Here is a 13,980-nt window from a genome sequence, read left to right as displayed (position 1 = left end):
TCTTTTTTGAGGGTTTTCCTGAAAAATTTTAAATTTTTTTATTTTATAGGAAGGAATCTTGCGTTTTATGTGGAAGATTGTAGTAGTCCCGGAGATAGAGCTTGTTAAAAGGTGGTGTCAAATGATGGAAATCACTGACGTAAGATTGCGTCGGGTCAACACGGATGGCCGAATGAAGGCGATCGCTTCCATTACCATTGACGAGGAGTTTGTGGTACATGACATTCGTGTCATCGACGGAAACAATGGCTTGTTCGTGGCGATGCCGAGCAAGCGAACTCCCGACGGAGAGTTTAGGGATATTGCTCATCCGATAACATCGAACACGAGAGAGAAAATACAAACTTCGGTGTTGGAAGAGTATGAACGTGCCAGTCAGGAGGAAGAATCGTTCGAAGAAGCTGGCGCATCTTGACGGAAAGAACCCGGTTGGAAAAAGCCGGGTTCTTTTTTGTGCACCCTGCCGGTTGTCGATGGAAGGGAATCTGTTGGAAACGGCGCCATTCTTGAAATATGATACCATTTAAGATATATTCGTTATGGGAAAAAGCGAGATGCGGAGGAATAGAATGGCACAAAATCGATACGCAGTAATTCTTGCTGCGGGGCAAGGTACGCGGATGAAGTCGAAACTGTATAAAGTGCTTCATCCCGTTTGCGGGAAACCGATGGTCCGTCACGTTGTCGAACAGGCTCGCCATTCCGGGGTGGATCGCGTCGTAACCGTAGTTGGTAACGGCGCCGAAGCGGTTCGGGAAGAGCTTGGCGAATGTTCCGAATACGTCCTGCAAGAAGAGCAGCTCGGCACGGCGCATGCCGTCATGCAAGCGGAACCTTTGCTCGGCAATGAAGAGGGAACGACCGTCGTATTATACGGGGACACTCCGTTGATAACGAGTGAAACGATTGCCGCATTGATCGAGCATCACGAAAATGCGGAAAACGCTGCGACGATTCTTACAGCGATCACAGACGATCCGTTCGGATACGGCCGCGTCATACGAGCTGAAGACGGATCTGTGGAGCGTGTGGTCGAGGAAAAAGATGCTTCTGAACAGGAAAAGCGTATTCAGGAAATTAATACCGGCATTTATTGTTTTCATAATCACGAGTTGTTTAAATCATTGAAACAGGTGGGTAATAATAACGCACAAGGCGAGTATTATTTGCCCGACTGCATTGAGATCCTGCGAAAGGAAGGGAAATCGGTGCGGGCTTTTGCGACTGCGGATGCAGCGGAAACACTTGGCGTGAATGATCGGGTTCAACTTTCAGCGGTTGAGCGGATCATGCGCAGGCGGACGAATGAAGGTCACATGCGAAACGGCGTTACGCTCATCGATCCGGAAAATACTTATATCGACGCAGAGGTAACAATCGGCGCGGATACGGTCATATATCCGGGAACGGTTCTCAAAGGAAACACGAAGGTCGGAAATGAATGTGAGATTGGACCGCAAAGCGAGTTAAAAGACGTTGAAATCGGCGACAGCAGCGTCGTTAAGCAGTCCGTTGTTCATGACAGTTCGATCGGCAGCCGCGTGAAAATTGGACCGTTTGCCCATATTCGACCGCAATCGCTCATCGGGGATGAAGTGAAGATCGGAAATTTCGTGGAAGTGAAAAAGTCGAAAATCGGCCAAGGATCGAAAGCTTCCCATCTCGGCTATCTCGGCGATGCGGAAATCGGAAAGAACGTCAATTTCAGTTGCGGAGCGATTACGGTCAATTATGACGGCCATAATAAACATTTGACGAAGGTCGGGGACGGCGCATTCGTTGGATGCAACGTGAATTTGGTGGCTCCGGTGACCGTTGAGAAAAATGCGTTTGTCGCGGCGGGATCGACCATTACCGATTTTGTTCCAGAAGAAGCGCTGGCCATTGCTCGTTCCAGGCAAACGACGAAAGAGAACTACCGACATAAACTAAATCAACGGAAAGGGTTGTAACCATGGCCAACTACTTGGACCCGGATTTAAAAGTCTTCACCTTAAATTCGAACCGGGCGCTGTCCGAAGAAATCGTGAACGAGATCGGCGTGAATATGGGAAAAAGTTCAGTGACTCGATTCAGCGACGGTGAAATTCAGATCAACATTGAAGAAAGCGTCCGGGGATGTGACGTTTACGTCATTCAATCCACGAGCGATCCGGGCAACGAACATCTCATGGAATTGTTAATCATGATTGATGCTTTGAAACGCGCATCGGCTCGCACGATCAATGTCGTAATGCCTTATTACGGTTTCGCCCGCCAAGACCGGAAGGCGCGTGCCCGCGAACCGATAACGGCAAAGCTGGTCGCGAACCTTCTCGAAACGGCAGGAGCTACGCGCGTCATAACCATGGACCTCCATGCACCGCAAATTCAAGGGTTCTTTGACATTCCGGTCGATCAACTCCTCGGTGTGCCGATTTTGGGTGATTATTTTCTTCAAAAAGAATTGCAAGACATCGTTGTCGTATCGCCTGATCATGGCGGGGTCACGCGTGCCCGAAAATTGGCGGAGCGCTTGAAAACGCCGATCGCGATCATTGATAAACGCCGGCCGAAACCGAATGTCGCCGAAGTGATGAACATCGTCGGCAACATTGAAGGAAAGACGGCCATAATCATCGATGATATCATCGATACGGCGGGAACGATCACCCTTGCTGCGAATGCCCTGGTTGAAAATGGCGCAAAAGAAGTGTATGCTTGCTGCACGCATCCAGTGTTGTCCGGACCGGCGGTCGAGCGGATTCAAAATTCGGAGATTAAAGAGCTGGTCATTACGAATACGATTCCATTGCCGGAGGAAAAGTGGTTCGATCGAGTGACACAACTTTCCGTCGCTCCGTTGTTGGCGGAAGCGATCATCCGTGTTCATGAGAAATTGTCCGTATCGAAATTGTTTGACTGACTACACAAGCATTGACAATCCTTTTAGGAAGGTGATTCTAATGGCAATTGTGTTACAGGCTCAATCGAGAGAGGATTTATCGAAATCGAATACGAAAGGTCTTCGCCGGACGGGAAACATACCGGCTGTGCTTTATGGAAACGGCGTGGACAGCCGAGCGATTTTTATCGACGGCAGTGATTTCATCAAAGTGATCCGTAAAGCGGGAAGGAACGGCGTCATCACGATGAAAATCGACGGGGAAGATTACCCGGTCATGTTGCACGAATATCAGACGGATACGATTAAAGACGAATTGTTGCATGCTGATTTTTACAAGGTGGACATGTCCAGCGAAGTGGATGCCGACGTGAACGTTCATTTGGTCGGCGAGTCGGCGGGACAGAAAGAAGGCGGGGTCGTCCAGCATTTGCTCCATGAAATTACGGTGAGAGCGTTGCCCGCCGATATTCCGGAAGCGATTGAAGTGAACATCGAGAAACTCGAAATCGGCGACTCGCTTTCCATCAAGGATCTCGCGAAAACGGGAAATTATGAGATTTTGAACGATGTTGAGGAAACGATCGTTTCCGTAACGCCTCCGCAGGCGGAAGAGCCGGAGGATACGACAGACGAGGAGATCACCGAACCGGAACTTGTCGATGCCGAAAAAGACGGCGAGAACGGGGAAGGCGAAGAAGAATAACGAGATTTCGGTTGTACCTTAGGCGTAACCGTTCAGGTTACGCCTCTTCTGAATGTTCTCGTTCGCGAAATCATATGGATAAAGGGTGAAATTCTTTGAAAGTGATCGTTGGATTGGGAAACCCCGGATTTCGATACGAAAAAACCCGTCACAACGTCGGATTCATGGTCGTCGATCGTTTGTCCAAGGACTTGTCGCTTCCGTTAAAGAAAAAAAAATGCCAAGCGAAATTCGGTATTGGCGAGGTGAATGGAGAAAAAACCGTATTGCTCAAACCGCTGACGTACATGAACGCATCCGGCGAAGCGGTAAGAGCATTTCTCGATTACTTTGGCGGAAGTCCTGAGGAGATCGTTGTGATTTACGACGATCTTGATTTGCCGCCGGGGAAAATCCGGCTTCGTCCGCATGGCGGTGCGGGGGGACATAATGGAATGAAGTCGGTGATTTCTCATCTCGGCACGAAGCAATTTAAAAGAATTCGCATCGGCATCGGTCATCCGGGAGAAAGAACGATGGTGATGGATTACGTGCTCAAGCCGTTTCCGAAAGCGGAACGCGAGGCGGCGGCCGATGCCGTTGAACGCGCGGCGCAAGCGTGCCGGCAATGGATCGACGAACCGTTTGAGCGAGTCATGAACACATTTAATCGTTGAATAGACAAATTCCTTAGTGCCCATACTAGGCATAAGATGGCATTAAGGAGGGTTTTTCGGATGGCGATTACTTATCAATGCCGGTATTGCGGGACGCAAATCGGACAGCTGCAAAACGAGTTTTATCATGCAGAGCAACTCGGGTTCAATCATTTGACAGTGGAAGAACGCCGCGAAATGATTCATTATAATGATAACGGCGAAGTATTGGTGAAAACGGTGTGCGAAGACTGTCAAGAAGCATTGGAAAGAAACCCGGACTATCATCAATTGAAATCGTTTATTCAATAGATCGACAGAGGCAGAGGGGAGGAATCGACTTGTTGGGATTGCGACAACGATTTGAAGACGGCGGCGAATGTGCTTCCGTCGTTGAAGGGCTGAATGGAGGACTTCGTGAGCAGCTCGTTGCGGGGCTCTCCCAATCCGCACGCACGCTGTTCCTTGCAGCAATCTATGAAAAAATCAAGCGGCCGTTGCTGGTCGTTACCCATAATTTATACCAAGCGCAAAAAGTTTACGAGGACTTGTCCGAATTTCTGGACGAGAAAGATGTTTATCTGTATCCCGTAAATGAGCTGATTTCTTCCGAAATAGCCGCTGCCAGCCCCGAGTTAAGGGCCCAGCGGCTAGAAGTATTGAATGTTTTGACGGAACAGGAAAAGAAAGTCGTCGTAATACCGGTCGCCGGGTTGCGAAGAATGTTGCCGCCGAAGGCTTTGTGGCAAAAAAGCCGTGTGCACGTAGAAATGGGCGGGGAAATTGATCTCGATGAGTTCATAAGTACGTTGATTGCCGGAGGCTACGAACGAGAGACACAGGTGGCTTCACCAGGTGAATTCAGCGTGCGGGGCGGAATTATCGATATTTATCCGTTGACGGAACCGCATCCAGTACGCATTGAGCTATATGGATCGGAAGTCGATTCTATACGTTATTTCGACGTGGAAAGCCAACGATCGGCCGATAAGATTCCATCTTTAACGATCGGTCCCGCCGCAGAAATCATCCTTTACCCGAAACACTATGAACGCGGGGCGGAACACTTAGAACATCAGTTGTCGGATACGCTTACACGAGTGCGAAAAAAAGACGTCAAAGAGAAACTTTCCGAATCGGTTTCGCATGAAATCGAGCAACTGCGGGAACATCAGCCGCTGCGAGGGGCTTACAAATACATGTCCTTGTATTACGAGCAGCCGGCAAGTTTATTAGATTACGCGGGCGGTGACGCCGTGATCGCGTTCGATGAAATCAGCCGCGTCCGAGAAACGGCTGAACATCTCGACAAAGAAGAAGCGGAATGGCGGGCGACGTTAACAGAACAAGGAGAAATGCCTTCGAAGATCGAAGTCTCTCATGATACGGAAACGCTTTCCGAGCCGTTGCCGAAATTATATTTTTCCTTGTTTTTGCGTCATATTGCACATACTCAGCCCGATAACATCGTCAATGTCACTTGCCGAGCGATGCAAAATTTCCACGGTCAAATGCATGTGTTAAAAAATGAAGTCGAGCGCTGGCGAAAATCCGATTATGCGGTTGTGTTTCTCGCCGTTAACGAAAAACGAGCGAAAAAGCTGGAAGATGTGCTCGCCGACTATCAGATGCAGGCCGACATCGCAGATGGAACAACCATTCAGAAAAGTACGCAAATCATTCTCGGCGATGTCAGCGGAGGGTTTGAACTGCCTCTCGCAAAGCTTGCCGTCATTACGGAGCACGAAGTATTTACGAAGAAAGTTAAGAAAACGCGCAAACGGCAAAAACTATCCAACGCGGAGCGAATCAAAAGTTATTCGGAGTTAAAGGTCGGGGACCATGTCGTTCATATCAATCACGGGATCGGAAAGTATCTCGGGATCAAGACGATAGAAGTGAACGGCACGCACAAGGATTATTTGCATTTAAGCTATGCCGGCAACGACAAGCTTTATGTGCCGGTGGAACAAATCGATCAGGTGCAAAAATTCATCGGTTCCGAAGAAAAGGACCCGAAAGTTTACAAGCTGGGCGGAAACGAATGGAAGCGCGTAAAGAAACGCGTCCAGTCCTCGGTCCAAGACATCGCCGACGATCTCATCGAATTGTATGCAAAACGTCAGGCGAGCAAGGGACATGCCTTCGCGAAGGACGGGCTCGAACAGAGAGAATTTGAAGTCGCATTTCCGTACCAGGAAACGGCCGACCAGTTGCGGGCGATCGAAGAAATTAAACAAGACATGGAAAGCGAGCGGCCGATGGATCGGTTGCTGTGTGGGGATGTCGGTTACGGGAAAACGGAAGTGGCGATTCGGGCGGCATTCAAAGCAATCGTCGACGGAAAACAGGTTGCGTTTCTTGTGCCGACGACAATTTTGGCGCAACAGCATTTTGAAACGATCAGCGAAAGGTTTGCCGAATATCCGATAAATATCGGGTTGTTGAGTCGGTTTCGTACGAAAAAACAACAGAAAGAAACGTTGAAAGGTTTGAAAAACGGAACCGTCGATCTCGTCATCGGGACCCACCGGCTGTTGTCCAAAGACGTCGCGTTCCATGATCTAGGATTGCTCGTCGTCGATGAAGAGCAGCGTTTCGGGGTCACTCATAAAGAAAAAATCAAAAAGTGGAAAGCGAACGTCGATGTATTGACCTTGACGGCCACGCCGATTCCGCGCACGCTCCATATGTCGATGCTCGGTGTCCGAGATTTGTCAGTCATTGAAACGCCGCCGGAAAATCGCTTTCCAGTGCAGACGTATGTGGCTGAATATAACGGGATGCTGGTGAGGGAAGCGATTGAACGTGAGCTGGCGCGGGAAGGTCAAGTGTACTTCTTGTATAACCGAGTCGACAGCATCCAAAGGAAAGCCGAGGAAATCGCCGCGCTTGTTCCGGATGCGAGAGTGGCGTTCGCGCATGGGCAAATGAAAGAAAATGAATTGGAGACCGTCATGTTCGATTTTCTTGACGGCCAATACGACGTGCTCGTTTCAACGACGATTATTGAAACAGGAGTTGACATTCCGAACGTAAATACGTTGATCGTGCATGATGCAGACAAGATGGGGCTTTCCCAGCTGTATCAATTGCGCGGGCGTGTCGGGAGATCGAATCGGGTTGCCTATGCCTACTTGACGTATCAGCGCGATAAAGTACTCAATGAAGTGTCGGAAAAACGGTTGCAGGCGATCAAGGAGTTTACCGAACTCGGCTCCGGTTTTAAAATCGCCATGCGGGACTTGTCGATTCGCGGAACCGGAAATTTGCTCGGGGCCGAACAGCACGGATTCATTGACTCGGTCGGGTTCGATTTGTATTCACAAATGCTTGAGGACGCGATCGCGTCGAAACGCGGCGTGACCGTAAATGCGAATAAACCGCAAGTCGAAATGGAAATTGAGGCGGATGCCTACATTCCTGACGATTACATCAACGATCCCGGACAAAAAATCGAGATGTACAAACGTTTCCGGAATATTGATTCACTCCAGGAAGTGCTTGACCTTGAGGACGAAATGATCGACAGGTTCGGCGACTTTCCCGAAGAAGTTGGCCGGTTGTTCACAGTGGCGCGTGTCAAAGCATTGGCGGGCGAACTCGGCATTGAGGCAATCAAGCAATCGAAAATGAGTTTTTCGGTGCTTTTCTCGGAAACGGCGAGCGCCGGGCTTAACCGTGTTGGGCTGGCGGACTCAGTCAGCCGGATGAAGGACGCCGTCAGTCTCGGAACGGAAGGAAACAAGATCAAACTCGTTTTGAAAGGACGCGGAAAGGATGTTTCGGCGCAGTTGACGCGATTGAAAGAGGCGTTAGCGGATTTGAACGAATCACAAAAACAAACGGCCTAAAATCATGCATACAACCTCGAATTTGGAAGATAATAAACGAAAAGCATCGCTCATTCTTCATGGAACATACACAGAAAGTGAGGCATCATGATGAAAGCAACAGGCATAGTAAGAAGAATCGATGATTTGGGCAGAGTCGTGATCCCGAAAGAAATTCGCAGAACGCTTCGCATTCGAGAAGGTGATCCGCTTGAAATCTTCGTTGACCGCGACGGCGAAGTTATTTTGAAAAAATACTCACCGATCAATGAGCTCGGAAATTTCGCGAAAGAATATGCGGAATCCTTGGCCGAACATTCGGCGAAACTTGCACTCATCTCTGATCGTGATAGCATTATCGCCGTTGCGGGCGGATCGAAAAAAGAATATATGAATAAGAATATCAGCATCGTTCTGGAAAAAACGATGGAAAATCGCCAAACTTATGCTTCAAGAACGGAAGACGAAGGTTCGGAATTAATGGAGGGCGCCCCTGCCGTTTCCTCCTTCGTGGCGGCGCCGATTATTGCGAACGGCGATCCGATCGGAACCGTCGTTCTTGCCCAAAAGGACGGCGAACCCGTAAATGAAGTCGATCATAAATTGGCTGAGACGGCTGCCGGATTTTTGGCCAAGCAAATGGAACAGTAAGCTAAAGCGTGGAAAAACGAATGTTGTTTTTTCCACGCTTTTTTCGTTGTATGCTACAATCGGAAGAAAAAGGGGTTTATTTTCGATGTCTTCCTCATTGTGGCGCGGAGCGTTGCTTTTGACGGCCGCTGCCGTCGGCGTGAAAATCATGAGCGCCGCTTACCGCATTCCGTTTCAAAATCTCGCCGGGGATCTCGGCTTTTATGTATATCAGCAAGTGTATCCATTTTTTGCGATTGCGCTTTTTTTGGCCACTTATGGTTTTCCAGCGGTCGTCTCGAAAATGGTTTCCGGCCATCTCACAGTGAACGGTTCGCGGGGGACAGCCGGCTTGTTTCTGCGATCGTTTTTCGTCATTGCGATATTGGCGACCGTGCTTTTCGGTTGCTTGTTTTTTGGCGCGCCCGCCATCGCCTCATGGATGGGTGACCCGCGCCTTTCCGGCCCGTTGCGCACGATCTCGTTTTGTTTTCTGTTCGTGCCTTTCATTGCCGTCGCCGGCGGCTTTTTTCAAGGGCACGAAAACATGCGGCCAACCGCGCTTTCCCAGTTGCTGGCGCAACTGATCCGCGCCAGTTGCATCATCGGCTTCGCCTGGCTTGCTTTCGCCCGCGGTTTCGACCCTTACACGACCGGAGAATTGGCCGCGCTCGGTTCGTTGGCCGGATTCGCCGTTTCTTTCGTGCTATTGGCGGTTCTCCTTTTACGCGGTCGCCGCCTGTTGAAGCCGGGACAGATCCGTCTTCCGCTTGCGCGCCTTAAGGGTGTCATATTGCTCGACGGCCTCGTCTATTCGGTATGTTCCTTAACCGTCGTTTTTTGTTTAATGATCGACACGTTCACGGTCGTTCCGCTTCTTGGCGCAGAGCCATCTCATGCGTTGAAATGGATGGGGATTTACGACAGAGGGTATCCGCTCTTGCAGCTCTGTACGGCCGCGGCTACCTCCTTTGCGGTCGCTTTCGTGCCAGCGCTCTCAAAAGCGAGACGGAAACAAGACATCCGCTACATTTGTGAAAAATGCGGACAAGCCTTAAAGCTCGCCACCGCCTTTGCTGCCGCGGCTGCCGCCGGCTTCGCCGCCGCCGCCCCTTCGATCAACCGGATGCTGTTTGAGGACTCCGCCGGCACAGCATCCTTGGCGCTTTTCGGGCCGGCGATGCTCTTCGCCTCGCTCGCACTCGTCATGACCGCGATTCTGCAAGCGCTCGATTTCACGAAACTTTCGTTTCGGCATGCTCTCGCCGGCTTGCTTTGCAAACTCGCGCTCAATGTCATGCTCGTTCCGCTCTTCGGAACGAGCGGTGCTGCCGCAGCCACCGCCGCCGCATTCGCCGTCATCGCTTGGCTCGACGGGCGTCTGCTCCACCAGGAGACCGCCGCCTTTTCATTTCTTTTCCGGTCGGGCGGCAAACTCATTCTCTCGCTCGCGGTGATGACGCTTGCGGTGCTGCTGTCGCAGTTTGCTCTTGCCCTTGTTTTCTCTGGCGGAGGACGACTTGCGGCAACGTGTCAAGCGCTTATCGGAGTGGCCGTCGGTATAGTGGTCTTTTTGCGAATGCTCCGACGCACCGGCTATTTGAAGACGGCCGAGGTTTTTCGTGTCATGCGATCGAAAAAAGCCGTCGATTCAGTGTAAAATTTTATGCTTGCGGCAGGAAATCACCGCTGAAAAGCGAATATTTTTTTTGACGGACCTTGTCCGCACCAAGGATCGCGCCGTCTCCGGCGGTGCCATGAATCATTTAAGGAGGGTTTTCTATGAACAGAAACGATTTGGTGAGCAATATTGCAGAGAAAACTTCAATGACGAAGAAAGACGTGGAAACTGTGGTGAACGCAGTGATCGATGAGATTAGCGAAGCCTTGAAAAACGGGGAAAAAGTGCAGTTTGTTGGATTCGGGACGTTTGAAACGCGCGAGCGTGCGAGCCGCTCCGGGCGCAATCCGCAAACCGGGGAAACGATTGAAATTCCGGCGACGGTCGTTCCTGCCTTCCGCCCCGGCAACAAATTGAAAGAAAAGGTTAAGTAGTGCGGCTCGATAAATTTATGAAAGTTTCCCGCTTGATCAAGCGCCGAACCGTTGCAAAGGAAGTCGCCGACCAAGGGCGCATTCTTGTCAACGGCAAAAAGGCGAAATCAAGCACGGACGTCCAACCGGGGGATACGCTGGAAATCCGGTACGGGCAAAAAATACTTACCGTAATCGTCGACCACTTGAAGGAAACGTCGAAAAAAGAAGACGCGGCTTCGATGTACTCGATTCAAAGTGAGGAGCCCGTCAAAAAAGAAGAGTAGAAGTGGAGGCCGCCAAAAGCGAAGCTTTTGGCGGCCTCTGCTGATGTTAAAAACCTCTGTCAGCTTCCGGTCATCCATGTCGCTTGCGTTTGTCCGCGATGAGGCAGGCAAAATCCCGACGGCTCGTTCTAAATTCGGCTCGTCCCTCATAAAGTGCTAGTAAAAGACGTGTAGGCTGGGGTGTTAAACCTCTGACTTCTCACTTCTAACTTCCAGCGAGGGGGAGAACGATGGAGCAGTATCATCAATTCGGCTCGGCCAATCAACCGAAACAACCGGATCATAACGTTTCCATGAAAGGGCGCAAGAAACTCGAGATTACGGGCGTGAAGCGAGTAGACAGCTTTGACCATGAAGAATTTTTGCTCGAGACGGTGATGGGGTTTTTGGCGATCCGCGGGGCGAATTTAAAGATGCAAAATCTCGATGTCGACCAAGGCGTCGTCCATATCGAAGGAAAAGTGTATGACATGGCCTATCTCGATGAACAGCCCGGGGAGCAGGCTAAAGGATTCTTTAGCAAGTTATTTAAATGAACCTGTCGGTCCAATTCCTGACGATGGCCGCCATGGTCGGCATGGGTCTCTGGATTGGCGTTTCCGTCGATACGTACGGCCGCTTTTTTTACCGAAGCGGCCGAAGGCGTTGGCATCCCGTGCAGATGGCCGGCGATGTGTTGTTTTGGCTGCTGCAAGGCATGCTCGTATTTTATGTGCTGTTGCATGTGAATCACGGAAACGTACGCATTTATATTTTTTTAGCGCTATTATGCGGTTATGCGGCTTACAAAGGCTTGTTTGAGTCGTTGTACATGCAGTTTTTGAACGGATTGATTCGTGTGGTCCGGGGCTTCATTCGGATTTTAAAAAAAATCGGCTGGCTGCTTTTCGTTCGTCCGGTTCATTTGTTGTGGCAATTCGTGTATACTTTGGTTAAATGGCTGCTTCGCGGAGTGCTCGCCGCCCTGTTTGTCGGCTGGACGGTCGTTTCCACACCTGTCATTTGGGTTGGCCGCCTCGTCGTGCCTGATGCGGCGTTGCAAGGCGCGAAAAACTTTTTTGGCAACCTTGCAGGAGTTTTCCAACAAATGAAGAAAGTAACACGTACGATCATCCAGTGGTTTACGAAATCGGACTGACAACGGACGGAGGGTATGCGTTGGTTAGCGAACGAAAAAAGAAAAAAGTCACCCCGATCGGCACGGGCGCTTACATAGAAGACCAGCAATTGTACGAGAAGTTGCGCAAGAAACGCAGACGCGGGCTCACAAGACGTTTGACCGCTTTTTTTATATTGATCGGGATTGCCGCCGTATCGATGACGTCCGTGATCACTGCCCAGCAACAGTTGATTGCAGAAAAACGGCAGCAAAAAGCGGAATATGCGGAAAAATTGTCGCACATGAGGAAAGAAGAGAATAAATTGAAAGAAAAGGTGACAAAACTAAAAGATCCGGATTATATCGGGCAGCTGGCGAGGAAGGATTATTTCCTTACGAAGGACGGGGAAATTGTGTTCACGTCCGGGGAAAGCGATAACAATTGACACGCGCTTTTTGCGTTCTGTATACTGGTAGAATCAAAAGCCCTGTGTTCAGCGCGATTTTTGAAAACGGATTGGGAGGAAACATTTTTTCATGTCAACAGAAGTAGGCAACAAGTTAAGCGGTACAGTGACGGGCATCACGAAATTCGGCGCGTTTGTGAAATTGCCGGACGGCAAGACGGGTCTCGTCCATATTAGTGAGGTGGACGATCGTTACGTCGAGGATATCAAGGAAATTCTTAAAGTCGGCGACGAGGTGACGGTGAAAGTCATCAATGTTGCTGATGACGGTAAAATCGGCTTGTCGATCCGGAAGGCGAAAGAAGGCTATCGCCCTCGAGGCGGCGGAAATGGAGGCGGTCCGCGCAAGCCGCGGAAAACCGTTTCGTTCGAAGACAAGCTGAGTCGTTTTTTGAAAGACAGCGAAGAAAACATCGCAACGATCAAACGGCAGACGGAATCGAAAAGAGGCGGCCGCGGCGCCCGCCGCGGATAACTTGTTTGCCTTTTGAAACAGCACCCAACAGGGTGCTGTTTTTACGTTGCTCCTTTTCTTATTGTGCGGATAAGGTATCTTTAATGATTTTACCGTTCGTTTTATAAGTGTATGAAAGGATTGAATTATCTTTGCCGTACACGTACGTAAGGTGTGCATCTTTTGCTGTGCCCTCTTTATTTCATCTGATTTTGCATGAGGGAGGTTTCGGGGGTTTGAGTGTTTGTTTGATGAAGATAACGGTTTGTAAGAGCGACTCTTTTATAATGCGAGGATTTCAAAAAATCCTTTGCTTTATTGGCTGCAATAGTTAAAATCCATGTTTTGATTTTGCATTTTTCTTTATAGGTGGTGTCAAAATTTAAATATACGGCCAGAAATACATCTTGCACAATATCATCTGTATATGACCAGTTTTTCACATATGTAAAAATAAACCTTTTGATCTCTTCTATAGCCTTCTCTTTATTTGAGCGAAGAATTTGGTTTTTTAGCTTTTCTTCGTCGGACAACTCATCCCGCCCCTTCCGGACTCTCCTACTCTATATACGACACACTCGTGAAAAAGGTCTCACATCTACGTTATTTTCCATGTCAAACGTCAGTGAAAATGTCATATTAAGACGTCAGTGATTCTGTCACCTTTATGATTCTGCCTTTCATCCCCTATGGGGAATTTAGCTTTATAGCTCATTTCATCAAGGGTAAAGGCTGCGGCGTGCCCTTGATTCCAATCACTATAAAGCGTTTGGGCCTTTAGGGATGAAAGGCATATTGTTTGATTATGTTCGTTGTGGTACCCTTGAGATGTTATATTGTTTCCAAGGGTGATTCCCAGCGGGCTTGTGAGGCTTTTTCACAACGCTCGCCTTTTCTTTTTTAGGTGCTATTTTCGGCTTGGGTTTCGTCATTTCCTGTAAGGGATAAGTG

The 13,980-nt window shown here is 49.4% G+C and carries 15 protein-coding genes and 1 pseudogene; 15 read left to right on the top strand and 1 reads right to left on the bottom strand.

The window, feature by feature from the left end:
• Positions 1-124 precede the first annotated feature (124 nt).
• The 15 genes and pseudogenes from spoVG (at position 125) to VFK44_13985 (ending at position 13,050) form a co-directional block, all read left to right on the top strand.
• Positions 125-415, top strand: coding sequence for a septation regulator SpoVG (gene spoVG / locus VFK44_14055; protein HET7629492.1), 291 nt, complete (start codon positions 125-127; stop codon positions 413-415).
• A 154-nt stretch (positions 416-569) separates the two neighbouring features.
• Positions 570-1,952 (top strand): bifunctional UDP-N-acetylglucosamine diphosphorylase/glucosamine-1-phosphate N-acetyltransferase GlmU, encoded by a 1,383-nt coding sequence (gene glmU / locus VFK44_14050; protein ID HET7629491.1) that lies wholly within the window; start codon positions 570-572, stop codon positions 1,950-1,952.
• 2 nt (positions 1,953-1,954) lie between these two features.
• On the top strand, positions 1,955-2,905 hold the full coding sequence (locus VFK44_14045) for a ribose-phosphate diphosphokinase (protein ID HET7629490.1): 951 nt from the start codon (positions 1,955-1,957) through the stop codon (positions 2,903-2,905).
• A 40-nt stretch (positions 2,906-2,945) separates the two neighbouring features.
• Positions 2,946-3,590, top strand: coding sequence for a 50S ribosomal protein L25/general stress protein Ctc (locus VFK44_14040; GenBank protein ID HET7629489.1), 645 nt, complete (start codon positions 2,946-2,948; stop codon positions 3,588-3,590).
• Between the two features lie 95 nt (positions 3,591-3,685).
• Positions 3,686-4,246, top strand: coding sequence for an aminoacyl-tRNA hydrolase (pth, locus tag VFK44_14035; GenBank protein ID HET7629488.1), 561 nt, complete (start codon positions 3,686-3,688; stop codon positions 4,244-4,246).
• Positions 4,247-4,306: 60 nt separating this feature from the next.
• Complete coding sequence (locus tag VFK44_14030; protein ID HET7629487.1) at positions 4,307-4,537, top strand: anti-sigma-F factor Fin family protein; 231 nt, start codon at positions 4,307-4,309, stop codon at positions 4,535-4,537.
• Between the two features lie 29 nt (positions 4,538-4,566).
• A pseudogene (mfd, locus tag VFK44_14025) lies at positions 4,567-7,992 on the top strand (transcription-repair coupling factor).
• A gap of 177 nt (positions 7,993-8,169) precedes the next feature.
• Positions 8,170-8,709 (top strand): stage V sporulation protein T, encoded by a 540-nt coding sequence (spoVT, locus tag VFK44_14020; protein HET7629486.1) that lies wholly within the window; start codon positions 8,170-8,172, stop codon positions 8,707-8,709.
• A gap of 85 nt (positions 8,710-8,794) precedes the next feature.
• Positions 8,795-10,348, top strand: coding sequence for an oligosaccharide flippase family protein (locus tag VFK44_14015; GenBank protein ID HET7629485.1), 1,554 nt, complete (start codon positions 8,795-8,797; stop codon positions 10,346-10,348).
• Positions 10,349-10,470: 122 nt separating this feature from the next.
• Positions 10,471-10,743 carry an HU family DNA-binding protein gene (locus VFK44_14010; protein ID HET7629484.1) on the top strand — a complete coding sequence of 91 codons (273 nt, stop codon included), beginning with the start codon at positions 10,471-10,473 and terminating at the stop codon, positions 10,741-10,743.
• Positions 10,743-11,009: an RNA-binding S4 domain-containing protein gene (locus VFK44_14005; GenBank protein ID HET7629483.1), complete on the top strand. Its 267-nt coding sequence runs from the start codon at positions 10,743-10,745 to the stop codon at positions 11,007-11,009. Before VFK44_14010 ends, VFK44_14005 begins: the two co-directional genes overlap by 1 nt.
• A 230-nt stretch (positions 11,010-11,239) precedes the next feature.
• Complete coding sequence (yabP, locus tag VFK44_14000; GenBank protein HET7629482.1) at positions 11,240-11,545, top strand: sporulation protein YabP; 306 nt, start codon at positions 11,240-11,242, stop codon at positions 11,543-11,545.
• Positions 11,542-12,147: a spore cortex biosynthesis protein YabQ gene (gene yabQ, locus VFK44_13995; protein HET7629481.1), complete on the top strand. Its 606-nt coding sequence runs from the start codon at positions 11,542-11,544 to the stop codon at positions 12,145-12,147. Before yabP ends, yabQ begins: the two co-directional genes overlap by 4 nt.
• A 20-nt stretch (positions 12,148-12,167) precedes the next feature.
• Positions 12,168-12,554 carry a septum formation initiator family protein gene (locus VFK44_13990; protein HET7629480.1) on the top strand — a complete coding sequence of 129 codons (387 nt, stop codon included), beginning with the start codon at positions 12,168-12,170 and terminating at the stop codon, positions 12,552-12,554.
• Between the two features lie 91 nt (positions 12,555-12,645).
• Positions 12,646-13,050 carry a S1 domain-containing RNA-binding protein gene (locus tag VFK44_13985; protein ID HET7629479.1) on the top strand — a complete coding sequence of 135 codons (405 nt, stop codon included), beginning with the start codon at positions 12,646-12,648 and terminating at the stop codon, positions 13,048-13,050.
• A gap of 176 nt (positions 13,051-13,226) precedes the next feature.
• Here VFK44_13985 and VFK44_13980 read toward each other — a convergent pair whose 3' ends face one another.
• Positions 13,227-13,562, bottom strand: a complete 336-nt coding sequence (locus VFK44_13980) for a sigma factor (GenBank protein ID HET7629478.1) — start codon at positions 13,560-13,562, stop codon at positions 13,227-13,229.
• Between the last annotated feature and the right edge of the window lie 418 nt (positions 13,563-13,980).

Source organism: Bacillales bacterium (assembly GCA_035700025.1).
In the GTDB taxonomy this organism is placed as follows: Bacteria; Bacillota; Bacilli; order Bacillales; family DASSOY01; genus DASSOY01.
This window is presented reverse-complemented; position numbering and strand designations above follow the sequence as displayed.